A 24,970-nucleotide genomic window follows, 5' to 3' on the forward strand; every position below is an offset into this window, starting at 1 on the left:
ACCAAGGGTCTCACGGACCGCCGACACTCCCACCTGGCTTTACGGGCGGGGCCCGGCGCCCCCAGGGGAAGCCGGGCGGCCGGGCCCGTCGGCCCGTACCGCCCCCGGACTACCGGGCCGCCCGGCCCGTACCCGCCCGGCTTCCCTCAGCCCTTGTAGTCCTGCCCCAGCACCACTGTCACGTCGGCGTTCGAGGCGGCCTTGCCCTGCTTGACCGCGCCGGCCGGCAGGCCCAGCGTCTTGGCGGCCTCCTCGGCCTTCGCCTTCTGGGCGGCGTCCGCGTACGTCACCTCGGAGGCCGGCCTGGCCGCCGCGGTGCCGCCGTCGACGAACGAGTAACCGCCGTTGACCAGGGCGATCCGCACCTTGTCGGTCGCTTCCTTCTTGCCGGTGGCGTTCTGGACAGCGACCCTGGGGGTCGAGCTGGGGTCGGCCTTCTTGACCGTGCCGCCGAGCACCTCCTTGACCACACCGTCCGCCGCCTGCCGGCTGAGCGTGCCGTCCTGCTGCACCGGCAGCAGGGTGGTCCCGTAGGCGCCGGCCTTCGCCAGCTCGGCGCGCTGCGCGAGCGAGCTGCCCAGCTCCGCCTCGGTGAGCGGCGGGTCCAGCACCTGGAGCAGCGACTTCACGGTGGCCGTGGCGCCGTCCGCGTCGCTGGAGACCTTCTTCAAGGTGGCCTGCATCACCTGGCCGAAGCGCTCCAACTGCTTGGTCTGCGGCTCGCCGGGCGCCTGGAAAGTGGCGTACGCCACGGCCGCCTGGCCGTTCAGCTCCTGGCTCTTGCCCTGTTTGACGAGCGGGCCGTCGCCCTTCTTGGCGGCGGGGACGGTGACGTCGGTGTCCAGCGTGATGCCGCCGGTCGTCTCGACCAGGTTCTCCAGGTACGGGGTGTCCAGCCGCCAGCTGGCCTTGATGTCGGCGCCGAAGAGGGTGTTCAGGGCCTCCCTGGTGGGGTCGATGCCCTGGTCCTTGACCGACTTGGCCAGCGTCGTGGACCCGCCGTCCTCGGTGGAGACCGCCAGGCTGTTCGGGAGCAGGACGGTGGTGCCCTTGTGGGTGCTCTCGTTGTCCACGAGGAGCGCGGTGGAGCTGTTGCCCTTGGGGTCCTTCAGGTGCACGACGAGCACATCGCGCTTCTCCCCGGCGCCCCCGGCCTCCTTGCCCGCCTCGGCGCCCGAGAGGCCGGGCAGTTTGCCCGCCCACCAGAGATAGCCGACGCCGCCGAGGAGCAGCAGGACCAGCAGCACGATCAGCATGACCTTGCGGCTGCGGCCGCGCCGTTTGGCCTCCTCACGCCGCTCGGTACGGCTCTCGGTGAACTTGAGCCAGTCGATGACGTCCTCGGAGTCCTCGGTCGGCTCCTCGATGAACGAGAACTGCTCGGTGCGGTAGTCCGTGTCCGGAGCGCTGCCGGGGCCCGGTGCGGCACCCTGGCCCGGCGCACGGCCCGCGGCCCCCGTGTCGCCCGGGGCCCCGTCACGCGGGCCCTGCGCGGCGGCCTCCCGGGCGGGCTGCCCGTACGGCTGGTGCTCCGGCTCCTGGTAGGCGACCTGCTCGTACGAGGGCTGCGCCGACTGCTGCGGGATCCAGCCCTGCTGCTGTTGTTGCTGCTGGGTCTGCTGCGGCAGACCGTGCTGCTGGGGCTGGTGGAACTGCTGGGGCTGCCCGTACGGGTCGTACTGCTGGGGGTACTGCGCCTGCTGGGGCGTCTGCTGCGGCACCTGCTGATGGCCGTACGGGTCGTAGCCGTATCCCTGGTGCCCCGCGTCGGCCTGGCCCGCTCCCTGCTGCCCCGGAATCTGCTGCCCGGCGCCCGGCTGCCCGCCCTGCTGCTGGTGGCCGTACGGGTCGTACGGACCCGGCGCGCCGTACGGGTCGTAGCCCACCGGCTGCCCGTACTGGTCGTACGCGGGCTGCTGCGGTGCTTCCGGGTACACCGGCTGCCCGTAGGCGTCGTAGGTGTACCCCGGCTGCCCCTGCTGGTCCTGGGCATACGGGTCCCGCGGCACGTACGGGTCGTGTCGGTCGTTCACCGGTGCCCCTTTCCGTGAGCCCCGTCGGCGGCCGTCGTCGGCGGCCGTCGGCAACAGATGTCAACGGCCGTCGTGGCCGGTCAGGTCCTCGCGGTACAGGTCGCGCTTGTCGATGTAGCGCACGACACCGTCCGGCACCAGGTACCAGACCGGGTCCCCCTGGGCGACGCGCGCCCGGCAGTCGGTCGAGGAGATGGCCAGCGCCGGCACCTCGACCAGGGACACCGCCCCTTCGGGAAGCCCGGGATCGGCGAGTATGTGCCCGGGCCTGGTCACCCCGATGAAGTGGGCGAGTGAGAACAGCTCCGGCGCGTCGTGCCAGGTGAGGATCTGGCCGAGCGCGTCGGCGCCGGTGATGAAGAAGAGATCCGCGTCACGGTGCTGCTCGTGCAGCTCCCGCAGCGTGTCGATGGTGTACGTCTTGCCGCCGCGGTCGATGTCGATCCGGCTCACGGAGAACTGCGGGTTGGACGCGGTCGCGATGACCGTCATCAGATAGCGGTCCTCGGCCGGCGACACCGTCTTGTGGCTCTTCTGCCACGGCTGCCCGGTCGGGACGAATATGACCTCGTCGAGGTGGAACTGGCTGGCCACCTCGCTGGCGGCGACCAGGTGTCCGTGATGGATCGGGTCGAATGTCCCGCCCATCACTCCGAGCCGCCGCTTCACGGGCCCTGTCTGCTCTCCCATGCGTGCAGACCCTACTGGGCGCTGCGCGGTGCCGGGGTCCCGGTGCCCGCCCTCAGCGGTCCCGGTTGAAGCGGGTGGTGATCCAGAGCAGCAGGAGCAGGGCGATCAGTGCGCCGCCACCCGTGACGAACGGGTTGAGGCTCTCGTGCGCGCCGCCCTCCTGACCGCCTTCGGCGAGGGTGACCAGGTGCTGTGCGGTGGTGTGCAGGCTCATCGTCGGCAGAACCAATCCGGGATGGGGTCGGACAGAGACTTCCGCCACATCGTATGCGCGAGCTCACGCGTGTCTCACGCCGACTCCGCCGGGAGGGCGTTCGCACGCCCGTCCGCGGGGCCGCTCCGGGTCCGCGAGGGGTGGGCCGTCCGGGAAGGGGCGGGTCAGTCCCGGTCGTCGTGGCCGTCCTGGCCGTCCTTCCCGTAATTGCGCAGCAGGACCCATGCGAGGAACACGGCCCCGAGGATGCCGACGATCAGGACGGTGCGCAGGATCCATCCCGGGCCGTCGTTCTTCGAGGTCTCCGCCGCGGCGGCGAGCAGCACGCTCGTGTTCGGCATGACTGAAGCGCTCCCTTTGTACGGGCATGTGGGCATCTGCGGGCCCCGGTGCGCTCGCCAGCGTACGCCTGGGCATCCAAATGGCTGTCAGTGGCGTCCTCTAGTCTGAATCACACGCAGTCGAACAGGGGGAGGCCCCAATGACGGAGAGCCCAGGCGGCAGCGAGCGCGTACCGAGCCGGGACCGCAGGCGGTTCCCCGGGATCTCGTCCCGCGCCTACGAGCACCCGGCAGACCGTTCCGCGCTCGTGGCCCTGCGCAAGCTGAGCGGGTTCGACACCGTCTTCAAGACGCTCAGCGGCCTGTTGCCGGAGCGCAGCCTGCGGCTGCTGTTCCTGTCGGACTCGGTGCGCGTCAGCGACCAGCAGTTCGCGCACCTCAACGACATGCTGCGGGACGCCTGTTACATCCTGGACCTGGAGAAGGTCCCGCCGATGTACGTGAACCAGGACCCCCAGCCGAACGCCATGTGCATCGGTCTGGACGAGCCCGTCATCGTGCTGACCACGGGCCTGGTCGAGCTGCTCGACGAGGAGGAGATGCGCGCGGTCATCGGCCACGAGGTCGGCCACGCGCTGTCCGGTCACGCGGTGTACCGCACGATCCTGCTGTTCCTGACGAACCTGGCGCTGAAGGTCGCCTGGATCCCGCTGGGCAACGTCGCGATCATGGCGATAGTGACGGCGCTGCGCGAGTGGTTCCGCAAGTCGGAGCTGTCGGCGGACCGGGCCGGGCTGCTGGTCGGACAGGACCTGCAGGCGTCCATGCGCGGACTGATGAAGCTGGCCGGCGGCAACCACCTGCACGAGATGAACGTGGACGCGTTCCTGAAGCAGGCCGAGGAGTACGAGGCGGGCGGTGACCTGCGCGACTCCGTGCTGAAGGTGATGAACATGCTGCCGCGCAGCCACCCGTTCACCACCGTGCGGGCGGCCGAGCTGAAGAAGTGGGCGGCCAGCCGCGACCACCAGCGCATCATGGACGGCCACTATCCGCGCAGGGACGAGGACAAGGACACCTCGGTGTCCGAATCCTTCCGTGAGTCCGCCGCGCACTACGCCGAGTCGGTGCGCACCAGCAAGGACCCGCTGATGGGTCTGGTGCGCGACATCGCCGGCGGCGCCGGTGACCTCGGCGGCAAGCTGCGGGACACGGTCTTCCGCGGCGGCTCCCGACCCGGCGGTACGGGCGGCTCGGGCGGTGCGAACGGGTCGGACGGCGCTAACGGTCCGGACGAGCCGGGCCCGGCTGGGAAGTAACCGCCAGTTTCCCGCACAGCCCCGTGTTCGAACGGCCGCGGGCGTACGGGTCGGTGGCCGCCGGCCCGGCGTCCCCGGCCCGTTGCCCCGCGAGCAGCGGCCGCAAGGCGCTCGACGCGTCGGCGGAGCAGGACATCGGCCCCGCCTGGAGGTTGCTCTCCAGCACCTCCAGGCGGTGGTCGTCCAGGTCGTCGCGGCTGATCCGGAAGCGCAGTTCGCGGCGGACGGTGAACAGCGAGGCGGCCGGGGCCTGTTGCCCCGCCGTGGCCTCGGCACCGGCCCCCGCGCCCCCGGCCGCACGGGCACCGGCCCCAGCACCCGCACCCGCACCCGCACCCGCACCCGCACCCGCCGGGCGTACCGCGTAGGCGAAGGTGAAGTCGGCGCTCACCTCCAGCGCGTCCGCGCCGACCTCGGTGGCCGACAGGGTGCCGGTCACCCGCACATCGGTGTCGGCCAGTTCCACCTCGTCCGGGTCGAAGCGGGTCAGCCAGCCGGTGGCCGCGTGCCGCCCGTCGTCGGCCGGGTGCGCCAGACTCCGGTCGAACTGGTCGAGTTGGCCGGGGTCGAGCAGCAGCCCCACCGGCCGTACGGAACCTCCCGTCAGGGTGGCCGGGTCGATCGAGGAACGCACGATGTAGTCCTTGGCGAGAGTCAGGGCGGAGACGACCTGACCGTCCGAGAAGTGCTCGGTCCGCGAGACCGCGGGCAGGTTCACGCCCGCCGCGCCGATGCGGTACTGCGCCGCGGGGCTGCGCGCGAAGAGGTCGGCCGGTTTGCCGCCCGGCACGGCGCCGTCCGGCGCCAGCGGCACGACCGTGGACCGCAGCGGCTCCGCCGCCATCGGCTCGGGTGGCCGGTAGGGGTGGCGGACCCCCATGTAGATCGCGGTGCCGAAGGCGATGACGATCAGCAGGGCGAGGAGCACGGCCTGCCGGGCGCCGCCGAGCCGGGCCCAGGCGTGCCGGGTGCGCACGGCCCGTGCGTGGTCCTCCATGCGCTCCCTCGCCGAGTACTCCTGAAGGCGTGCAGCTCGTACGAACGATTCGTCGAAGACGACGGATCGGTATTCGTCCTCTCCGCCTCCCGCGGCGCCCCCGGGGGTCCCTTCGGGAGGGTCACCAGCACCGGCCATACCACAAGGGTAGGTCTGTGGAGGCGCCGATAAACGCCCTGGTACGGGACAAGTTCGGCGGGTTCTGCCGGAGCTGTGTCCCCCGCTTGCGGTGGCCGGACCCGTTCGCGGGAGCCGCCCGGCGCGCCCGGGGAGGCGTGCGGGCCCCGGCTCTCAGCCGGTGCGCGGAGCGGCGGAAGCCGGGGGCGGCGTCGACTCGGCCGAGGCGGACGCCGACGGCACCAGGCTGGAGCGGACGGGCGGTACGCCGTCCACGCCGCTGGTCGCGGGCGGGGGCGCCGGAGTCTGCGTGCGCCCGCCGGACGCGCCGCGGTAGACCGCGGAGAAGGCGAGCGCGACGAGGCCGATGCCCATGAGAACGGCGAGCACCCAGGCCACCGGGCGGTGCCAGCGGACACTGCCGCGGTACGGGCGCAGGGCGCCGCCGTACGGGCCGTACGGTCCGTGGGGTCCGTACGCGTCCGGATCCGCACCCCGCTCGCGGGCGGCGCCGGTGCCGCGGCCGTAGCGGCGGCCCGGGGTGCGGGGCCGGCCGTCCTGGGCGTCGTCGGCGTCCGGGTCGGTGCCGTACCCCGGGCGGGCGCGGGCGGCGTCGGCCTCGGCGCGTGCCTGGGCGGCGGCCAGCATCCGTTCCACCGCGGTGGGTTCGTGGAAGCGCGCGGACCGCACGAAGTCCTCGTCGAGGACCACGGAGGCGAAGTCCTCGTCCGCTTCCCCGTGGCTCGGCTGCCTGTGCTCGTCGGGCTCCTCGCCGTCCGGGAACGGCTTGCCCCCCACGTCGTCCGGCACCCGTCCAGACTAGCCCGGGGCGGTCGGTCGTGGGCGGGTAGCACGGGAATTCGGCCGCGGACCGGAGGACGGCACCTGGCACCGGTCCCGCCCCGGCCCACCCGAGTCCCCCGCCCGCACCATCAGCGCATGCGGCCGTCAGCGCGTGTGGCCGTCCCCGGTGACGACGTACTTCGTCGAGGTCAGCTCCGGAAGCCCCATCGGGCCGCGGGCGTGCAGCTTCTGCGTCGAGATGCCGATCTCGGCGCCGAACCCGAACTGGCTGCCGTCGGTGAAGCGGGTGGAGGCGTTGACCGCGACCGTCGTGGAGTCCACGAGCTGGGTGAACCGGCGGGCCGCCGCCTGCGAGGTGGTGACGATCGCCTCGGTGTGCCCGGAGGACCAGCGGCGGATGTGCGCCACCGCGGCGTCCAGGTCCTGCACGACGGCCGCGGCGATGTCGTACGAGAGGTACTCGGCCGCCCAGTCCTCGTCCGTGGCCGGCGCGACCAGGCCGGGGCCGGCCTGCTGCCACGCGGTGTCACCGTGCACGATCACCCCGGCCTGGGTCAGCGCCTCCAGCGCCCGCGGCAGGAACGTCTCCGCGATGCCCGCGTGCACCAGGACCGTCTCGGCGGCGTTGCAGACGCTGGGCCGCTGCGCCTTGGAGTTGATCAGGATGTCCAGCGCCATGTCGATGTCGGCGTGCTCGTCCACGTACACATGGCAGTTGCCGGTGCCGGTCTCGATCACCGGGACCGTGGACTCCTCGACGACCGTACGGATCAGCGAGGCGCCGCCGCGCGGGATCAGCACGTCGACCAGGCCGCGCGCCCGCATCAGCTCGCGCACCGAGTCGCGGCTCTCCCCCGGCACCAGCTGGACGACGTCGGCCGGCAGCCCGACGCTCGCCACCGCGTCCCGCAGCACCTCGACCAGCGCCGTGTTCGAGGCGTAGGCGGAGGACGAGCCGCGCAGCAGCACCGCGTTGCCGGCCTTCAGGCACAGCGCGGCGGCGTCCACGGTCACGTTCGGCCGGGCCTCGTAGATGATCCCGACGACACCCAGCGGGACGCGGACCTGCCGCAGGTCGAGGCCGTTGGGCAGGGTGGAGCCGCGCAGCACCTCGCCCACCGGGTCGGGCAGCGCCACCACGTCGCGGACGTCGGCGGCCATCGCGGTGACCCGCTCGGGGGTCAGGGTGAGCCGGTCCACCAGGGACTCGCCGGTGCCCGCGGCCCGTGCCTTGGCGACGTCCCCGGCGTTGGCGGCGACGATCTCTTCGGTACGGGCCACCAGGGCGTCGGCGATGGCGAGCAGCGCGCCGTCGCGCGCGGTGCGCGGCTGCGGCGCCAGGACGGCCGCCGCCTCCTTGGCGCGCCGGGCGGTCTCGATGACGGGTGAGGAGTGCGCTGATTCGCTGGTCATGGCGGAAAGCGTAACCGGGCGGCGGAGTGCGGTCCGGCCGCCTTCCATCTGGCAAGACGTCGTGGCCCGCGCCCACCGGTACGGGCGCCGCGGGCCACGGTCCGCCGCCCGCCGGTACCGGTGCCCCTGCGGGTGCCCGCAGGGGCACGGGTGTCAGTACGGATGCACGCCCACCCGGGACGCGGGCGGCGGCCCGTACCCCTCGGCGACGCGCTGGTGGTACGTCTCCCGGTCGATGACCTCCAGGCCGACGATCTCCCACGGCGGCAGCCCGGCCGAGGAGCGGTGCTCGCCCCACAGCCGCAGGGCGACCGCCGCGGCGTCGTGCAGGTCGCGGGCCTCTTCCCAGTAGCGGATCTCGGCGTGGTCGTTGGCGTAGCGGCTGGTCAGCAGGAAGGGGTGGTCGTGGGCGAGCTGCTCCAGTGCCCGCCGGACCTCCTGGACGGGGGCCTCGGCCCCCGAGACGCTGAGGGTGACGTGCCACAGCCGGGACGCCTCGCGGCGCCCGGGCGACGGCCGCTCGGACGTCGCCCCGCCCGGCCCGGCACGGTCCCCGGACGCGGACCCGCCGGCCGGTCCGGCGGGTCCCACGCTGGTCAGTGTGCGCTCCGCCGTCCCTCGGGGCAGCGCCCCTGAGCGCCCTCGTCTCACCGGCGGCCTCCTGTTATGCGTATCGCTCCGCTCGTACCCACGGGGGCGGAGCCGATCGGTGCTGTCTTCCGTCACCGGCACCGGCCCGCCGCCGGCTGCGCCGCCGCGTACGGACCGCTCGGGTCAGCGCGGATCGCGCTGCTCCGGGGCCCGGTCGCGGGCGGTTCCTCGGCAGTGGTCCGGCACTGCTGTCCCTCGGCGCGCACTCGCGCGCGGCGGACGGCGCTCCCCGGACGCCGTCCCCGCAACAAAGTTGACCAGCCCGCGGGCCGTCGCGGGGGCATTTTCGAGAAGGTCTCCGTGGAAAGGCTGGTCTTTGGACCTTTCCTGCCACTTGTTTCCCTGTTGTGACGGCCGTCAGTGGTGCAGTACGACCAGATCGTCCCGGTGCACGACCTCGCGTTCGTACGCGGGCCCCAGCTCGCGGGCGAGGTCACGGGTGGAACGGCCGATCAGCCGCGGGATCTCCCGCGCGTCGAAGTTGACCAGGCCACGGGCGACGGCGCGGCCCGCGGTGTCCCGGAGCTCGACCGGGTCGCCGGCGCTGAACTCCCCGTCGACCGAGGCGATGCCGGCGGGCAGCAGCGAGGAGTGCCGTTCGACGACGGCCTCGACGGCGCCGTCGTCCAGCACCAGCGCGCCGCGCGGGGTGGAGGCGTGCGCCAGCCACAGCAGCCGGTCGGCGGAGCGGCGGCCGGTGCGCAGGAAGTGGGTGCCGGTGGGGCCGCCGGCCAGGGCGTCGGCGGCGTGCACCGCGGAGGTCAGGACGACCGGGACACCGGCCGCGGCGGCGATCCGGGCCGCCTCGACCTTGGTGACCATGCCGCCGGTGCCGACGCCGGCCCGGCCGGCGCTGCCGATCGAGATGCCTTCCAGGTCGGCCGGGCCGCTCACCTGCGCTATCCGGGAGGTGCCGGGCAGGCTCGGGTCGCCGTCGTAGAGCCCGTCCACGTCCGAGAGCAGCACGAGCAGGTCGGCCCGTACGAGGTGGGCGACCAGGGCCGCCAGCCGGTCGTTGTCGCCGAAGCGGATCTCGTCGGTGGCGACGGTGTCGTTCTCGTTGACGATCGGTACGGCACCCATGGCCAGAAGCTGGTCCAGGGTCCGGAAGGCGTTGCGGTAGTGGGCGCGGCGGCTGGTGTCGTCCGAGGTGAGCAGGACCTGGCCGACGCGGCGGCCGTAGCGCGCGAAGGAGGCGGTGTAGCGGGCGACCAGCAGGCCCTGGCCGACGCTGGCGGCGGCCTGCTGCCGGGCCAGGTCGCGCGGGCGCCGGTCCAGGCCCAGCGGCGCCAGGCCGGCCGCGATGGCGCCGGAGGAGACCAGCACGATCTCCTTGTCCTGGTGCTTGGCCAGCACGTCCACCAGCGCGTCCACCCGGTCCGCGTCCAGACCGCCGCTCGCCGTGGTCAGCGAGGACGAACCGACCTTGACCACGATCCTGCGGGCGTCCGTCACGTCCTGCCTTGCGCCTGCCACTGCCTACCCCTGTGCTCGCCTGTGCGCCGCCGCGTACGGACGGTCCCGTGTCCGGGAGGTTCCGTACGGGTGTTTCCGTACCACCGCAATCTACGGCAGGGGGACCGGCGGGCGCCCGTCGGATTCCCACGGCCCACCCCGCCGGCCGTTGTGGGGCTCACCCTTGAGGCGGCGCGGAACGGCGTACGGCACGGGAAAGGCCCCCGGGAGCACCGGGGGCCTTCCGCACGTACGTACGGCCGCGGGAACGGACGACGGCACGGACTCAGAACGGACGGAAGTCCTGGTACTCGTCCTCCGCCTCGTCCCGCGCCGCCTCGCGGTCGCGGCGGCGCTGCGCGGCCGGGCGCGGCGCCTCCATGCGGTGGTCCTCACCGCGGCGGCCGAGCATCTCGGCGCCCGCCGCCATCATCGGCTCCCAGTCGAAGACGACCGCGTTGTCCTCGGGGCCGATCGCGATGCCGTCGCCGGCCTGCGCGCCGACCTTGCGGAGCTGGTCCTCGACGCCGAGGCGGTTGAGGCGGTCGGCGAGGTAACCGACGGCCTCGTCGTTGTTGAAGTCGGTCTGGCGCACCCAGCGCTCCGGCTTCTCGCCGCGGACGCGGAAGAAGCCCTCGCCCTCCGGGGTGACCGTGAAGCCCGCGTCGTCCACGGCCTTCGGGCGGATGACGATACGGGTGGCTTCCTGTACGGGCTTGGCGGCACGGGCTTCGGCGACGATGCCGGCCAGCGCGTACGACAGCTCCTTGAGGCCGGTGCGCGCGACGGCCGAGACCTCGAAGACGCGGTAGCCGCGCTCCTCCAGGTCGGGGCGGATCATGTCGGCGAGGTCCTGCCCGTCCGGGATGTCGATCTTGTTGAGGACGACCACCCGCGGCCGGTCGTCCAGGCCGCCGTACTGGGCCAGCTCCGCCTCGATGATGTCGAGGTCGGAGACCGGGTCGCGGTCCGACTCCAGGGTCGCGGTGTCCAGGACGTGCACCAGCACCTCGCAGCGTTCGACGTGCCGCAGGAACTCCAGGCCCAGGCCCTTGCCCTGGCTGGCGCCGGGGATCAGACCGGGGACGTCCGCGATGGTGTAGACGGTCGAACCGGCCGTGACCACGCCGAGGTTGGGGACCAGGGTGGTGAACGGGTAGTCGGCGATCTTCGGCTTGGCGGCCGAGAGCACCGAGATCAGCGAGGACTTGCCGGCGCTCGGGTAGCCGACCAGCGCGACGTCCGCGACGGTCTTGAGCTCCAGCACGATGTCGCGGGCCTCGCCGGGCTCGCCGAGCAGCGCGAAGCCGGGGGCCTTGCGGCGGGCGGAGGCCAGCGCGGCGTTGCCGAGGCCGCCGCGGCCGCCCTGCCCCGCCACGAAGGTGGTGCCCTGGCCGACCATGTCGGCGAGCACGTTGCCCGCGCGGTCCAGGACGACGGTGCCGTCCGGGACGGGCAGGACCAGGTCCTGGCCGTTCTTGCCGGCGCGGTGGTCACCGGCGCCGGGCTGGCCGTTGGTGGCCTTGCGGTGCGGGTGGTGGTGGTACTCCAGCAGCGTGGTGACGTCCTGGTCGACGACCAGGATCACGTCGCCGCCACGGCCGCCGTTGCCGCCGTCCGGGCCGCCGAGCGGCTTGAACTTCTCGCGCATCACGGAGGCCACGCCGTGGCCTCCGTTACCCGCGGCGACATGCAGCTCGACGCGGTCCACGAAGGTGGTCATGGTGGGAATGCCTCCAGATACGACGGAATTGTCTCTGTACTAACACGCCAAGGGCGGACCGGCCTTCCCGCGTACTGCGGGGAGAGGCGGTCCGCCCTCGGAGTGGTGCTGCTGAGCTATCGCTCGATGCCGGAGTGGTGGGTCACTCGGCGATCGGAACGATGTTCACGACCTTGCGGCCACGGTGGGTGCCGAACTGCACCGCACCCTCGGCCAGGGCGAACAGGGTGTCGTCGCCGCCACGGCCGACGCCCGTGCCCGGGTGGAAGTGGGTGCCGCGCTGGCGGACCAGGATCTCACCGGCGAGGACGGCCTGACCGCCGAAGCGCTTCACGCCGAGCCGCTGAGCATTGGAATCGCGACCGTTCCGAGTGGACGATGCGCCCTTCTTGTGTGCCATGTCTCCTCAGTCCCTTACTTCGCCGGCGAGTCGATGCCGGTGATCTTGATCGCCGTGTACTGCTGGCGGTGACCGATCCGCTTGCGGTAGCCGGTCTTGTTCTTGTACTTCAGGATGTCGATCTTGGCGCCCTTGTGGTGGTCCACAATCTCCGCCTGGACCTTCACCCCGGCCAGCACCCACGGGTCGCTGGTAACCGACTCGCCGTCGACGACGAGCAGCGTCGAGAGCTCGACCGCGTCGCCAACCTTGCCGGCAGAAATCTTGTCAACCTCGACGATGTCGCCGACAGCAACCTTGTGCTGACGACCACCGCTACGCACGATTGCGTACACGCGGATCTCACTCTCTCGCTAGATACGGGACCACTGATGCCAGCCGCTCACACGGGTTCGTGAGATCCCGTGGAATCCGAGTGGACGAGCGGCCTCCCCCGGCGGACCGGGAGGTGTTTGCTCAGGGGTTTGGCGTACTACAGACGCCGACGGTCAAGGTTACGGGGCCTTGACCGGGGGGTCAAACCGGCCCCGGGCACGTGGGCCCGGGGCACGGTCCGTCCGGTTCAGTCCTCCGTCGAAGCCGACACCGACGCGGCCGGGGCCTGCTCGGCGGCGGCGGTCTTCTTGGCCGCCGCCTTCTTCGTCGTGGTCTTCTTCGCGGTGGTCTTCTTGGTGGCGGCCTTCTTGGTGGCGGCCTTCTTGGCCGGGGCCTTCTCCGCCGCCGCCTTCTTGGCGGTGGTGGTCTTCTTCGCCGCCGCCTTCTTCGTCGTGGCCGTCTTCTTGGCCGCCGCCTTCTTCGCGGGCGCCTTCTTGGCCGCCTTCTTCGCCGCGGTCTTCTTGGCGGGCGCCTCCTCGGCGGCCTCCTCGACGGCGTCCGTGCTCACGGTGGCGTCCGTGCCCGCAGCGGCGTCCACGGGAGCCTCCACGGCCGGTTCGGCGGCTTCGGCGACCGCTTCGGCAGCCGGCTCGGGCGCGGGCTCGGCGACCGGCTCCGGTGCGGCCTCCGCCGCCGGGGCCTCCTCGGCGGCCTTGGGCGAACCCGCGGGAGCGGTCGCCTTACGGGTCGCACGACGGCGCGGACGGGCCGGTGCGGGCTCCGCGGCCGGTTCCGGCTCCACGGCGGGCTCCGGCTCGGCGGCCGGCGCCGGCTCGGCGGCCTCCACCACGATCGCGGCGGCCTCGGACGCCTTGGGCGCGCCCGCCGGTGCGGACACCTTGCGGCTGGCGCGACGGCGGCCACGGCCGCGTGCGCCGCCGGCTGCCGCCTCGGCCTCCGCCGGGCTGCCGAACCACTCGTCGGTGTCGGCCACCGCGGGCTGCAGCTCCGCCTCGGTCACCGCGACGGGCTCCAGCTCGGGGTGCTCGTCGGCGCGCGCGGTCTCCGCGTCCTGGTGCTCGTCGTGGTGCTGGTGGTCGTGCTGCTGGTGGTCCTGGCCGGACCCGCCGCCCTTGCCCTTCTTCTTGCGCTTGCCGCCACCGCCGCCGGCCGAGGCCGGCTGGTCCATGTGGACGATGACGCCGCGGCCGTTGCAGTGCACGCACGACTCGGAGAAGGACTCCAGCAGGCCCTGGCCGACCCGCTTACGGGTCATCTGGACCAGGCCCAGCGAGGTGACCTCGGCGACCTGGTGCTTCGTACGGTCGCGGCCCAGGCACTCCAGCATCCGCCGCAGCACCAGGTCCCGGTTGGACTCCAGCACCATGTCGATGAAGTCGATGACGACGATGCCGCCCAGGTCGCGCAGCCGAAGCTGGCGCACGATCTCCTCGGCCGCCTCCAGGTTGTTCCTGGTCACGGTCTCTTCGAGGTTGCCGCCCTGACCGGTGAACTTCCCGGTGTTGACGTCGATGACGACCATGGCCTCGGTCTTGTCGATCACCAGCGAACCGCCGGAGGGCAGCCAGACCTTGCGGTCCAGCGCCTTCATCAGCTGCTCGTCGATGCGGTACGTCGCGAAGACGTCCACGTCCGAGGTCCACTTCTGGAGGCGGTCGGCCAGGTCCGGCGCCACGTGCGAGACGTAGCCGTGGATGGTCTGCCACGCCTCGTCACCGCTGACGATGACCTTGGAGAAGTCCTCGTTGAAGATGTCGCGGACGACCCGGACGGTCATGTCGGGCTCGCCGTACAGCAGGCTCGGCGAGCTGGTGGAGCCCGCCTTGGCCTTCTTCTGGATGTCCTCCCACTGCGCCTGCAGGCGCTCCACGTCGCGGCGCAGCTCGTCCTCGCTGGCGCCCTCGGCGGCGGTACGGACGATGACGCCCGCGTCCTCGGGGACGATCTTCTTCAGGATCTGCTTCAGCCGCGCCCGCTCGGTGTCCGGCAGCTTGCGGCTGATGCCGGTCATCGAGCCCTCGGGCACGTAGACCAGGTAGCGACCGGGCAGCGAGACCTGGCTGGTCAGGCGGGCGCCCTTGTGGCCGATCGGGTCCTTGGTGACCTGCACCAGCACGGACTGGCCGGACTTCAGCGCGGTCTCGATGCGGCGCGGCCCGTTGGCCATGCCGAGCGCCTCGAAGTTGACCTCGCCCGCGTACAGCACGGCGTTGCGGCCCTTGCCGATGTCGACGAAGGCGGCCTCCATCGACGGCAGGACGTTCTGCACCTTGCCGAGGTAGACGTTGCCGACGTACGAGGTCGACTGCTCCTTGTTGACGAAGTGCTCGACGAGCACGTCGTCCTCCAGGACGCCGATCTGGGTGCGCTCGCCGCTCTGGCGGACGACCATCACCCGCTCGACGGCCTCGCGGCGCGCCAGGAACTCCGCCTCGGTGATGATCGGCACCCGGCGGCGGCCCTGCTCGCGGCCCTCGCGGCGGCGCTGCTTCTTGGCCTCCAGACGCGTCGAGCCCTTGATGGACTGGACCTCGTCGGACGGCTCGTCCTTCTTGCGGGGCTCGCGGACCTTGACGACCGTGCGCTCCGGGTCGTCGCCGCCCTGCTGGCCGGCGTCCCCGTCACCGAGGTCACCGCTGCGCCGGCGCCGGCGACGGCGCCGACGGCTGCTGCTGGAGCCGCCGCCCTGCTGGTCGTCGTCGTCCTCCGCGGCGGACGCGGCCTGCTCGGCCTGCTCCTCCTCGGCGGCCGGCTGCCCGGCGTCGGACGGCCCGTCCTCACCGGACTGCTCGTCGCTGCCGTCGGCGGCCTCGCCGCGACGGCGGCGGCGGCCACCGCGACGGCGGCGGCGGGAGGGGCGGTCGCCCGACTCGTCGTCGCCCTGCGCGGCGTCGCCGCGCTCGTCGTCGGTGTCGTCGTCGGAGTCGTCGGTGTCGTCCTGGATGGCCTGCGTGTCCTGGACGGGCTCGGCCTTCTCCGCCTTCGGGGCGGGCGCCTGCTCGGCCGCGGGCTGCTGCTCGGGCTCGGCGGCGGCTCCCCGGCGGCGACGGCGGCGGCCGCCGGACGCGGGCTGCTCGTCCTGCTCGGCGGCGGGCTCCTCGGCGGCCTGCTCGGCCGCGGCAGCGGCAGCCGCGGCGGCGGTCTCCGGGGTCTGGAACATCGGCTCGGTGAAGACCGGCGCCTGGAACACGGCCGTCGGCGGACGGCGGTCACGGCGGCGGGAGCCACGGGCGGCGGGCTCCTCCGGCGCGGCCTCGGCCTCGGCGCGCGGCTGCTCGGCGGTGGCCTGCTCCTGCTGTGCGGTCTCGGCCGCACGGTCGGTACGGCGGCGCGAGCGACGGCGCGGCGTGTCACCGGAGCCGGACGCCGGCTCGGCGGCCTCGGCGCCGGAAGCGGCGGGCTGAGCGCTCTCCGCGGCCTCGGCCGCCTGCGGGGAGCCCGCGGGGGCGGTGGCCTTACGGGTCGCACGGCGGCGCGAACGGGCGGGCTTGGTGTCCTCGGCGGGCGCGGCCGGAGCCTCTTCCTGGGCCTGGGCCGCGGCGGTCTCCTCGGCCTCGTCCTCGTCCTCGGCGTCCGCCTGCGCCGGGGCGGCCGCCTGCGGCTGCTCGGCGGCGGGCTGCGGCGAGCCGGTGGGCGCGGTGGCCTTACGGGTCGCACGGCGGCGCGAACGGGCGGGCTTGGCGTCGTCGGACGCGGCGGGCTGCTCAGGGGCGGCGGGCGCGGCGGCCTGGTCGCCGGACGCGGCCTGCGCCTCGGGGGCCTGCGTCTCGGCGGGCGCCTCGGCGTTCGGCGAGCCGGCGGGCGCGGAGGCACGGCGGGTGGCGCGACGGCGGGGGCGGGCGCTCGGCGCCTCGTCCTCGGCGGCCGGCTGTGCCTCCCGCGGGGCCGGCGCCGCGGCGGCCGGAGCCTCGGCGGAAGTCTGTGCGGTCTCGGCCGCCTGCGGGGAGCCCGCGGGGGCGGTGGCCTTACGGGTGGCGCGGCGGCGGGTGCGCGCCGGCTTGGCGTCGTCGCCGGAGACGACCGTCGAGGCGGCGCCCTGGTCGTCCTGCGCGGCGCTCACGGCCGCGCTGCCGGTCGCCTCGGTACCGCTGTCCGCGGTCACCGGGCTCCCGGCGGTGGCGCTCGCCGCCCCCGAGGGCGGGCCGGCCGGCCGGGAGGCGGCGCGGCGCCGACGGCGCGGCGGCAGCGTGTCGCTGGGGGTGCCGCCCTCGGAGGACTGCTCCGAAGGGCCGCTGGGTTCGTTGGGCTCAATGGGTTCGAGCATGCGGGCGGTTCTCCCGTCACGCTCCCGGGCGCCGCGCCTGGATCCGGACGCGGCCCGCCGGTGTGGCACGGTGCCGCCCTCCGGGGCGCGGGCGCCGCACGGGAGCTGTCGTCTCGCTCGCCGGGCCCGTAGGTCGGGGACCGGCGAAAGTCTGCTGGTCAGTGCGTCTGCCGGACCGGGGTGGCTCCCTGGCTGATCGGCGACGCGACGACGGCGGTCCTGTGCAGAACCGTCCGGCGCCTCGCGGCGCTCAGCCGGCGGCCGTTGTTGTGCCGGCCTCGGCAGCGTCGCGGTCGGGCGCGAGCGGGTCGGTCACCGCGCCGGTCTCCTCATCGAGCAGCCCCTGCGCCAGCCTGGTCACCGCTGCGGGGACCGGCGGCGCCAGGTCGGCCGTAGCTCGGAGGCCGGACAGGACGTCGTCGGGTCGTACGGCAGGTGTCAAATGCCGAACAACCAGCCGCAGTATCGCACAGGCTTTGCCGTCCGGCCTATCGCCCTCGGGGGCGACGGCTTCCAGGCGGGTGACCGCGCCGCGCGCGTCGAAGGTCCGCATGCCGTTCTTCGTACGGCGTTCGACCTGCACTTCTTCGGCGGCGAGGAACGTCTCGGCGGCCCGTGCCGCCTCGGCCGGCTCGACGCCGTCGAGCCGCAGCTCCCACACCGACGCCTGCAACCGGTCGGCGAGGCCGGAGGTACGGGCCTCCACCGCGTCGGTGATGTCCAGACCGGCCGGCAGCGACTCGTCGAGCAGCTCCCGGAGCATGGCCGGATCGCGGCGCTCGGCGAGCTGGATCTCCAGGTACTCGGCCTCGCTGCCCGTACCGGTCGGCGCGGCGTTGGCGTACGACACCTTGGGGTGCGGGGTGAAGCCCGCCGAATAGGCCATGGGGACCTCGGCGCGGCGCAGCGCCCGCTCGAAAGCGCGCTGGAAGTCGCGGTGGCTGGTGAACCGGAGGCGGCCGCGCTTGGTGTAGCGCAGTCGGATGCGCTGCACCGCCGGTGCGGGCGGCGGGCCTTCGGGCTGTCGCTTGCCCAGTGTTACTTCTCCTTGGTGTGAGGGCGCTGCCGGACGTCACCCCGCGCGGGGCGGGGACGGTCCGTCCGGATGACGCCTACCCGGCGTCGCCCGGCCCGGGCCCCCGCCCAGGCGAGGACACGTCGCGCCCGGACGTCTTACCTAGAGTACGTGCCCGCGGTACCCCGGGTTCCCGCCGGGGCCGCGGCATCGCGGCGCGCTCCTGCTGCCCGGGTGCTCCGAACAGGGCCCGCCGGAGGTCGGCGCGGGTCTGCCGGACGGACTGCCGGGCGGCGGCCAGCCCCTGCCGTACGGACCGGCCGGCCGCGCCCGCCGCGCGCCGCACCGGGCGCCACAGGCCGTCCCGTACGGCATGGCCCACCGGGGTGAGAACGGTGCGGTACGCCCAGCGGAACGGCTCGACGAAGATCCACCGCAGGAGTGTGCCGAGGGCCCGGCCGACGGCCCGGGACACGTACCCGGCCACCCGCCAGCAGTGACCGAACGCGGCACCGGTCTCGCGCACGACGACGGTCACGGCGCCGACGACGGCCCGGCCCACCGGGGCGAGGACGTACCGCCACACCGCGACGGCCGGTACGACGACCGTCCACCGTACGAGGGCGGTGACGGCGGCCGCGATGCCGCGGGCCAGCCAGGCGACGCCGTGCCCGACGGGCGTCAGTACGTGCCGGTGGCACCACTGGGCGGGGAGCACGACCAGATGACGGCCGAGCCAGGCCAGCCCCGCCCCCAGCCCACGGACCAGCCGGCCGAAGCCGCCCGCGAGCCGCCTGAAGGCATGACCCACCGGAGTGAGGACCCAGCGGTACCCCCAGAGCGCCGGCGCCACGACCAGGTGACGGACCAGCCAGGCCACGGCCACCCCGACGGCCACCCCGGCCGGCACCAGCACATACCGCCACAGAGCGGCCCACGGCCAGTAGAACAGCGCCTTGGCCAGCCAGAGCAACGCCGTACCGAAAGCCCGCGCGGTCCAGGCGATACCGTGTCCGATCGGCGTGAGGACCCGGCGGTACACCCAGGTCAGCGGCGCGACGACGAGGACGTGCCCCAGCCAGGACAGCCCGCGCCCCACAGGGCGCAGCACCCCGCGGTGCACGGCACGGCCGCAGGCCGCGAGCGCGTCCCACACCATGCGCACCGGCACCACGAGCACCAGGACGGCAATCCGCACCGGCAGCCGGACCACCCGCGTCAGGCAGCCCTCTCCCGGCGCGTACGGCTCCGGCACCCGGTCCCGTTCGTGCTCCTTGACCAGCGACGGCCCACCCGTGGACTCCATCCGGTTTTCTCCCCCTCGCACCCGTTATGGGCACCGACGCACACATGCCGCGGCCCGGCCGCCGCATCGCTGCGGGGGCCGGGCCGGGGCACGGGCCGTGGCGCGCTCGCGCGCCTGGATCGCTTACTTGACGACGGTCAGCGGCAGCAGCTTCTTGCCCGTCGGGCCGATCTGGATGTCGAGATCGAGCTGCGGGCACACGCCGCAGTCGAAGCACGGGGTCCAGCGGCAGTCCTCGACCTCGGTCTCGTCGAGGGCGTCCTGCCAGTCCTCCCAGAGCCAGTCCTTGTCCAGACCGGAGTCCAGATGGTCCCAGGGCAGGACCTCCTCGTACGTCCGCTCACGGGTGGTGTACCAGGCGACGTCCACGCCGTACTCGGGCAGCGTCTCCTCGGCGGCCTTCATCCAGCGGTCGTACGAGAAGTGCTCGCGCCAGCCGTCGAAGCGGCCGCCGCCCTCGTAGACGGCGCGGATGACCGAGCCGACGCGGCGGTCACCGCGCGAGAGCAGGCCCTCGACGATGCCGGGCTTGCCGTCGTGGTAGCGGAAGCCGATGGAGCGGCCGTACTTCTTGTCGCCGCGGATCTTGTCGCGCAGCTTCTCCAGGCGCGCGTCGGTCTCCTCGGCGGAGAGCTGCGGCGCCCACTGGAACGGCGTGTGCGGCTTGGGCACGAAGCCGCCGATGGAGACCGTGCAGCGGATGTCGTTGGAGTTGGCCACCTGGCGGCCCTTGGCGATCACGTTGACCGCCATGTCGCCGATCTGGAGGACGTCCTCGTCGGTCTCGGTGGGCAGGCCGCACATGAAGTACAGCTTCACCTGCCGCCAGCCGTTGCCGTAGGCCGTGGCGACCGTACGGATCAGGTCCTCTTCCGAGACCATCTTGTTGATGACCTTGCGCATCCGCTCGCTGCCGCCCTCGGGCGCGAAGGTCAGTCCCGAGCGTCGGCCGTTGCGCGTCAGCTCGTTGGCAAGATCGACGTTGAAGGCGTCGACGCGGGTCGACGGCAGCGACAGGCCGATCTTGTCTTCCTCGTACCGGTCGGCGAGGCCCTTGGCGATGTCGCCGATCTCGGTGTGGTCCGCGGAGGACAGCGACAGCAGGCCGACCTCCTCGAATCCCGTGGCCTTCAGACCCTTGTCCACCATCTCGCCGATGCCGGTGATGCTTCGCTCCCGCACGGGGCGCGTGATCATGCCTGCCTGGCAGAAACGGCAGCCGCGGGTGCAGCCACGGAAGATCTCGACCGACATCCGTTCGTGGACGGTCTCGGCCAGCGGGACGAGCGGCTGCTTGGGGTAGGGCCACTCGTCCAGGTCCATGACGGTGTGCTTGGACACCCGCCACGGGACGCCGGAGCGGTTCGGCACGACGCGCGAGATGCGCCCGTCGGCCAGGTACTCCACGTCGTAGAACTTGGGGACGTACACGCTGCCGGTCCTCGCGAGGCGGAACAGCAGCTCGTCGCGCCCGCCGGGACGGCCCTCGGCCTTCCAGGCGCGGATGATGTCGGTGATCTCCAGCACGGCCTGCTCGCCGTCGCCGACCACCGCGCAGTCCAGGAAGTCGGCGATCGGCTCCGGATTGAACGCCGCGTGACCGCCCGCGAGGATCAGCGGGTGGTCCTCCGTACGGTCCTTGGCCTCGATCGGGATGCCCGACAGGTCCAGGGCGGTGAGCAGGTTGGTGTAGCCCAGCTCGGTGGAGAAGGAGACGCCGAGCACGTCGAAGGCGCTGACCGGGCGGTGCGCGTCGACCGTGAACTGCGGCACCTTGTGCTCGCGCATCAGCGCTTCGAGGTCCGGCCACACGCTGTACGTGCGCTCGGCGAGCACGCCCTCGCGCTCGTTGAGGACCTCGTAAAGGATCATGACGCCCTGGTTGGGCAGCCCGACCTCGTAGGCGTCCGGGTACATGAGCGACCAGCGCACATCGCAGGAATCCCAGTCTTTGACGGTGGAGTTGAGCTCTCCACCGACGTACTGGATGGGCTTCTGGACATGCGGGAGAAGCGCTTCCAGGCGCGGGAAGACCGTCTCGACAGGCATCGCGGCGTCTTTCATGAGCTGGCAGGGGTGACCATCCAGCGTACCTCGGGAACGCGGCCCTGTTGACGAGACCGCCCTGGTGGGCAAGGGGTGACGGCGCGCGGACGGTGGGTCACCGGGCGGGCGGCGGCCCGCCGGGCGTGGCGCGGACCCGTGCTGCCCGCCACGCCACGGTCACCGCCACGGTCGTCGCCGCCGTCCCGCCCCCGCCCACCGGCTCACCCGCGGCGCGTCACCCGCGCAGTTTCCTGCGGTGTGCCGGCTTCGACGCCTTCCGCCACACCCCGGGCAACTCCCGCTCCCCGGCCGCCGCGACCGCCTCCTCCCGCCCGTACAGCAGTCCGAAACTGAAGCCGCCCTCTCCCGCACCGTGCGCCTGTACGGCGAGGTCCCGCAGCGCCGCTCGGGCCAGCACGCTGTCCTGGTGTTCGCCGAGCAGTTGCTGCACCCGCTTCATGCGGGTGGCGAACTTCTTCGCCGGACGGCCCAGCACCGGCGTCGCCGCCTCCGCCGCGTACCGCACCCGCTTGGCCGCCTTGCGGGCGGCGTGCAGCGCCTCGTCGCGTTCCGGCCCGGGCGGCGCCGCCAGCGCGGCCGCCATCCGCCCGTCCAGCCGCCGGTAGTCCTTGAGCACGGCCTTCGCCATCGTGCGCCCCGGCGGGCGGGCCGCGGCCGGACGCAGCGGCGGGTCCGCCAGGAGCGTGTGCAGGCTCTCCAGCAGCGCCAGGTGCCGCGCCCCGTCCAGGACCGCGAGCAGCGACTGCCGGGAGCCGAGACGGCGGCGCTGCGACCACAGGCGCAGGCGCGCGGCCACCGGGCCCAGCCGCAGCTCACGCGGCAGCTCCCGCAGCCCCTCCCGCAGCCGCTCCGCCAGCACCTCACGGTCCCGGTCGACACCCAACTCACCGGCCAGCCACTTCAGTTCGTCGCTGATCGGATCGGTCACCGACCGGTCCAGCACCGCACCGTACGAGCGGAAGGCGCTGCGCAGCCGGCGGGTGGCGACCCGCATCTGGTGCACCGAGTCGGGTACGTCCCGGCGGACGGCCGGGTCCAGCTCGACGAGGGTGCGGATCTGCTCACGGACGTAGGCGAGGACGGCGTCACCGGCGGTACGGAGGCCGGCGGACCGGGGGGACACGCCGGCTTTTCCGGCCTTGCCGACCTTGCCGGGCTTGCCGGGCTTGGTCACCTTGCCGGGTTTCCCGGCCGGGTCGGGCTTCCCCCGCTTCACCCGCTCCTGCGGCTGCTGGTCCGCCGTCTCCGCCAGCGCGCGGGCCAGCTTGGACGCCGAACTCGCGGGCCGTACCCCCGCGGCCGCGAAAACCTCCTCCACGGCGTCCAGGAGAGCGGGAGTCGCGTCCCCCACCAACTCCACCTCGATCTCGCGCCAGCGGACACCGACCGTCACCCGGCTTCCCGCAGACTCCTGGCCGTGGTCCTGATCGTGGTCGTGGTCGTGGTCGTGACCCTGACCCTGGTCCGGCCCCGCACCGTCCACCCGGTGCGCCACCACCTCGTCGACCGCCACCTCGGCGAGCGGCTCTCCCCGCTCGCTCTCCAGCACCCGCAGCGTGCGCCGGGTCCGCAACTGCGCCACCGGCGCCAGGCGTGCGCCGCGCACCCGCGAGCGCACCAGCGCCGCGAGCTCCGGCGGTACCCGGTCGGCGAGCGGCATCCGCACCTCGTCCCGTACGCCGGGGGCGACCGGCAGCTTCAGGTGCCAGCCCGCGTCGCCGCCCCCGGTGCGCCGCCGCAGCGTGACGCCGTCGGCGGCGAGCCGTTGGTCCGGGGTGTCGTAGTAGGTGGCGAGCAGGACTACGGTGCCCTGGTCCGCGACGGCCGCGACCCCGGCGACGCCGGTCAGGTCGGGCAGTTCGGTGCTGTCATCGGCCTCGTACTTTCGCTCGATTTCCCGCACGGTGTCCGCCATGGATCGAATCTAGCCGCGTGTGCGGCGCCGAGGCAGTCCCCGACCGGACGTTCCGACGGTGGCGCGCCACCCGCCGGAGGAGTTCCGGGCTGGCCACGCGGCGTCCGCACCGCAATCAGTTCATCTCCGCACGAACACCTGCGAATGCCGGACAGCTCCTTTCCGGCCGGTTGCGGAAATACGCCGTCTTGCCGTCGGCAGTTGCCGCTCGGACGATCGGTCCCCTCATCCCGCGTGCGGACCGCGGCGGCCACGAGGGCCGCGGTGCGTCCGCGCGCCCTTTCGCGAGGAGAGCGATGACCACCAACGGCCGCCAGAGCCTCAGTCCCGATGCGGCACGGCAACTCGCCACCGCCACCAAGACCACGCCGCAGATGCGCGGCATCACCCCGCGCTACCTGCTGCGCGCCCTGCCGTGGGTGGACGTCGAGGCCGGTGTCTACCGCGTCAACCGCCGCCGTACCTTCATCCTCGGCGACGACCGGATCAGCACCTTCTCCGAGGGCGACAGCCACCGCATCGTGCCCGAGGACCTGCGGGAACTGCCGTTCCTGCGGCAGGCCGACGAGGGGCAACTGCGCGAACTGGCCGAGACGTGCGACGAGGTGACCTTCGAGGCCGGGCAGTTACTGTGCTCGGAGAGCGACAGCGCGGACCGGCTCTGGGTGCTCGTACGGGGCCGCGCGGAGAAGCGGGTGACCGGCCGCTACGGCGAGGACGCGCTGCTGGAGATCGTCGGCGACGGCCAGTTCTTCGACCTGGAGGCCTGGGCCAAGGGCGAGACGCTGCCGTACCGGGTCCGCGCCCTCACCCCCGGTGTCGCGCTGTGCGTCCACCGCTCCAAGCTGGCCGAACTGGCCGACCGCGACGAGTCGTTGCGCACCTCGATGGAGTCCTACTGCTCCGGCGAAGGGCCCACGCCGGGCGCCGAGGCGCCGGTCGACCTGGCCTCCGGGCACGTCGGCGAACCGGTGCTGCCGGGCACGTACGTGGAGTACGAGGACGCACCGCGCGAGTACCACATGAGCCTCGCCCAGACCGTGCTGCGCGTGCACACCCGGGTCGCCGACCTGTACAACCAGCCCATCGACCAGACCCGGGCGCAGAGCAACCTGACCGTGCACGCCCTGCGTGAGCGGCAGGAGTCGATGATGCTCAACCACCCGGAGTTCGGCCTGTTCAACCAGGTCGCGCCGGGGATGCGGGTGCAGCCGCGCACCGGCGCGCCGACGCCGGACGACCTGGACGAGCTGCTGGCCAAGGTGTGGAAGCAGCCCGCGTACTTCGTGGCGCACCCGCGGGCGATCGCCGCGTTCGGGCGCGAATGTACCCGCCGGGGTGTGCCCCCGGTGACCGACACCCGGTTCGGCAGTCCGCTGCTGACCTGGCGCGGCGTGCCGCTGCTGCCGTCCGACAAGGTGGGCATCAACGGCGCGGGCACGACGGAGATCCTGCTGATGCGGGTGGGCGAGGCCGAGCAGGGCGTGGTGGGTCTGCGCCCCAGCTCGGTGCCCGACGAGGCGGAACCCGGCCTGTCCGTCCGCAACATGGGCGTGGACCAGAAGGCCATCACCTCGTACCTGGTCACGGCCTACTTCAACACCGCCGTCCTGGTCGAGGACGCCCTGGCCGTCCTCCAGAACGTCGAGGTGTCCAAGTACCATGACTACTCCTGAGGTCACGGGGCTCACGGCACCGCTGAGCGCGCTCCTGGGCAAGGGGACGAAGGCCGGCACCGCGACCCCGGCGGCGTCGCCTGCCGCCGGCACGGCCCCGGCCGGGCCGGCGAACACGGCACCGGAGACGTCAGCGGCCGCCTCACCGGCCACGGCACCGAGCATGGGAGCGGCTCCGGGCGCGGGGGCGACCGTCGTACCGGCCGCGGCCATGGCGGGCCTGCCGGGCATGCCGCCGGTTCCGAGCGCGGGCTCCGGCAGGGGCGGCGCGTCGTCAAGTGCCGCACCCGGTAC

The 24,970-nt window shown here is 73.2% G+C and carries 19 protein-coding genes; 2 read left to right on the forward strand and 17 right to left on the reverse strand.

Annotation, left to right across the window (positions count from 1 at the left end; translation table 11 throughout):
* Positions 1-146: 146 nt before the first annotated feature.
* The 4 genes from AB0A97_RS04315 to AB0A97_RS04330 form a co-directional block, all read right to left on the reverse strand.
* Positions 147-2,033, reverse strand: a complete 1,887-nt coding sequence (locus AB0A97_RS04315) for an LCP family protein (RefSeq protein ID WP_361144180.1) — start codon at positions 2,031-2,033, stop codon at positions 147-149.
* A gap of 60 nt (positions 2,034-2,093) precedes the next feature.
* The gene (nadD, locus tag AB0A97_RS04320; RefSeq protein ID WP_050510248.1) at positions 2,094-2,723 is read right to left on the reverse strand and encodes a nicotinate-nucleotide adenylyltransferase; all 630 of its coding nucleotides are present in this window, start codon (positions 2,721-2,723) and stop codon (positions 2,094-2,096) included.
* Positions 2,724-2,775: 52 nt separating this feature from the next.
* Positions 2,776-2,937: a hypothetical protein gene (locus tag AB0A97_RS04325; RefSeq protein ID WP_031001894.1), complete on the reverse strand. Its 162-nt coding sequence runs from the start codon at positions 2,935-2,937 to the stop codon at positions 2,776-2,778.
* 164 nt (positions 2,938-3,101) lie between these two features.
* Positions 3,102-3,278 (reverse strand): hypothetical protein, encoded by a 177-nt coding sequence (locus AB0A97_RS04330; RefSeq protein WP_361144183.1) that lies wholly within the window; start codon positions 3,276-3,278, stop codon positions 3,102-3,104.
* 140 nt (positions 3,279-3,418) lie between these two features.
* Between AB0A97_RS04330 and AB0A97_RS04335 the strand changes: the two genes are divergently transcribed.
* Positions 3,419-4,537, forward strand: coding sequence for a M48 family metallopeptidase (locus AB0A97_RS04335; RefSeq protein WP_361144186.1), 1,119 nt, complete (start codon positions 3,419-3,421; stop codon positions 4,535-4,537).
* On the opposite strand, the gene AB0A97_RS04340 is transcribed toward AB0A97_RS04335, so the two are convergent.
* The 13 genes from AB0A97_RS04340 to AB0A97_RS04400 all read right to left on the reverse strand — a co-directional run bounded on the left by AB0A97_RS04340 (position 4,500) and on the right by AB0A97_RS04400 (position 23,000).
* Positions 4,500-5,672 carry a hypothetical protein gene (locus AB0A97_RS04340; RefSeq protein ID WP_361144189.1) on the reverse strand — a complete coding sequence of 391 codons (1,173 nt, stop codon included), beginning with the start codon at positions 5,670-5,672 and terminating at the stop codon, positions 4,500-4,502. The two genes, AB0A97_RS04335 and AB0A97_RS04340, sit on opposite strands and share 38 nt — an antisense overlap.
* 153 nt (positions 5,673-5,825) lie before the next feature.
* A complete protein-coding gene (locus AB0A97_RS04345; RefSeq protein ID WP_361144191.1) occupies positions 5,826-6,461 on the reverse strand; it encodes a hypothetical protein in 636 nt (211 codons plus the stop codon).
* 138 nt (positions 6,462-6,599) lie between these two features.
* Positions 6,600-7,868: a glutamate-5-semialdehyde dehydrogenase gene (locus tag AB0A97_RS04350; protein ID WP_125056295.1), complete on the reverse strand. Its 1,269-nt coding sequence runs from the start codon at positions 7,866-7,868 to the stop codon at positions 6,600-6,602.
* Between the two features lie 153 nt (positions 7,869-8,021).
* Positions 8,022-8,519 carry a hypothetical protein gene (locus tag AB0A97_RS04355; protein WP_361144194.1) on the reverse strand — a complete coding sequence of 166 codons (498 nt, stop codon included), beginning with the start codon at positions 8,517-8,519 and terminating at the stop codon, positions 8,022-8,024.
* 357 nt (positions 8,520-8,876) lie between these two features.
* Positions 8,877-9,995: a glutamate 5-kinase gene (gene proB, locus AB0A97_RS04360; RefSeq protein WP_361144197.1), complete on the reverse strand. Its 1,119-nt coding sequence runs from the start codon at positions 9,993-9,995 to the stop codon at positions 8,877-8,879.
* 265 nt (positions 9,996-10,260) lie between these two features.
* Positions 10,261-11,697 (reverse strand): GTPase ObgE, encoded by a 1,437-nt coding sequence (gene obgE, locus AB0A97_RS04365; RefSeq protein WP_361144200.1) that lies wholly within the window; start codon positions 11,695-11,697, stop codon positions 10,261-10,263.
* 142 nt (positions 11,698-11,839) lie between these two features.
* Entirely contained in the window at positions 11,840-12,097 is a 258-nt protein-coding gene (gene rpmA / locus AB0A97_RS04370) for a 50S ribosomal protein L27 (protein WP_030020524.1), read from the reverse strand.
* A 14-nt stretch (positions 12,098-12,111) separates the two neighbouring features.
* The gene (gene rplU / locus AB0A97_RS04375; RefSeq protein ID WP_031001886.1) at positions 12,112-12,432 is read right to left on the reverse strand and encodes a 50S ribosomal protein L21; all 321 of its coding nucleotides are present in this window, start codon (positions 12,430-12,432) and stop codon (positions 12,112-12,114) included.
* A 227-nt stretch (positions 12,433-12,659) separates the two neighbouring features.
* A complete protein-coding gene (locus AB0A97_RS04380) occupies positions 12,660-16,697 on the reverse strand; it encodes an Rne/Rng family ribonuclease (RefSeq protein WP_361144203.1) in 4,038 nt (1,345 codons plus the stop codon).
* 250 nt (positions 16,698-16,947) lie between these two features.
* Positions 16,948-17,691, reverse strand: a complete 744-nt coding sequence (locus AB0A97_RS04385; protein WP_361144206.1) for a TIGR03936 family radical SAM-associated protein — start codon at positions 17,689-17,691, stop codon at positions 16,948-16,950.
* A gap of 118 nt (positions 17,692-17,809) precedes the next feature.
* Entirely contained in the window at positions 17,810-19,018 is a 1,209-nt protein-coding gene (locus tag AB0A97_RS04390) for a hypothetical protein (protein ID WP_361144208.1), read from the reverse strand.
* Between the two features lie 123 nt (positions 19,019-19,141).
* The gene (locus AB0A97_RS04395; RefSeq protein ID WP_361144211.1) at positions 19,142-21,067 is read right to left on the reverse strand and encodes a TIGR03960 family B12-binding radical SAM protein; all 1,926 of its coding nucleotides are present in this window, start codon (positions 21,065-21,067) and stop codon (positions 19,142-19,144) included.
* A gap of 232 nt (positions 21,068-21,299) precedes the next feature.
* A complete protein-coding gene (locus tag AB0A97_RS04400; RefSeq protein WP_361144214.1) occupies positions 21,300-23,000 on the reverse strand; it encodes a CYTH and CHAD domain-containing protein in 1,701 nt (566 codons plus the stop codon).
* A gap of 296 nt (positions 23,001-23,296) precedes the next feature.
* On the opposite strand from AB0A97_RS04400, the gene AB0A97_RS04405 reads away from it, so the two are divergent.
* Positions 23,297-24,676, forward strand: coding sequence for a family 2B encapsulin nanocompartment shell protein (locus tag AB0A97_RS04405; protein WP_361144217.1), 1,380 nt, complete (start codon positions 23,297-23,299; stop codon positions 24,674-24,676).
* Positions 24,677-24,970: the final 294 nt, after the last annotated feature.

The sequence above is a fragment of the Streptomyces sp. NPDC045470 genome (assembly GCF_040646595.1).
Taxonomy (GTDB): domain Bacteria; phylum Actinomycetota; class Actinomycetes; order Streptomycetales; family Streptomycetaceae; genus Streptomyces.

What these genes read in the sequence shown, in the direction of transcription:
- rpmA (WP_030020524.1), bottom strand. Translation starts at nt 12,097, where the DNA reads ATGGCACACAAGAAGGGCGCATCGTCCACTCGGAACGGTCGCGATTCC.
- nadD (WP_050510248.1), bottom strand. Translation starts at nt 2,723, where the DNA reads ATGGGAGAGCAGACAGGGCCCGTGAAGCGGCGGCTCGGAGTGATGGGC.
- obgE (WP_361144200.1), bottom strand. Translation starts at nt 11,697, where the DNA reads ATGACCACCTTCGTGGACCGCGTCGAGCTGCATGTCGCCGCGGGTAAC.
- AB0A97_RS04380 (WP_361144203.1), bottom strand. Translation starts at nt 16,697, where the DNA reads ATGCTCGAACCCATTGAGCCCAACGAACCCAGCGGCCCTTCGGAGCAG.
- AB0A97_RS04405 (WP_361144217.1), top strand. Translation starts at nt 23,297, where the DNA reads ATGACCACCAACGGCCGCCAGAGCCTCAGTCCCGATGCGGCACGGCAA.
- AB0A97_RS04340 (WP_361144189.1), bottom strand. Translation starts at nt 5,672, where the DNA reads ATGGCCGGTGCTGGTGACCCTCCCGAAGGGACCCCCGGGGGCGCCGCG.
- AB0A97_RS04395 (WP_361144211.1), bottom strand. Translation starts at nt 21,067, where the DNA reads ATGCCTGTCGAGACGGTCTTCCCGCGCCTGGAAGCGCTTCTCCCGCAT.
- AB0A97_RS04400 (WP_361144214.1), bottom strand. Translation starts at nt 23,000, where the DNA reads ATGGCGGACACCGTGCGGGAAATCGAGCGAAAGTACGAGGCCGATGAC.
- AB0A97_RS04390 (WP_361144208.1), bottom strand. Translation starts at nt 19,018, where the DNA reads ATGGAGTCCACGGGTGGGCCGTCGCTGGTCAAGGAGCACGAACGGGAC.
- AB0A97_RS04335 (WP_361144186.1), top strand. Translation starts at nt 3,419, where the DNA reads ATGACGGAGAGCCCAGGCGGCAGCGAGCGCGTACCGAGCCGGGACCGC.
- AB0A97_RS04330 (WP_361144183.1), bottom strand. Translation starts at nt 3,278, where the DNA reads ATGCCGAACACGAGCGTGCTGCTCGCCGCCGCGGCGGAGACCTCGAAG.
- AB0A97_RS04325 (WP_031001894.1), bottom strand. Translation starts at nt 2,937, where the DNA reads ATGAGCCTGCACACCACCGCACAGCACCTGGTCACCCTCGCCGAAGGC.
- AB0A97_RS04350 (WP_125056295.1), bottom strand. Translation starts at nt 7,868, where the DNA reads ATGACCAGCGAATCAGCGCACTCCTCACCCGTCATCGAGACCGCCCGG.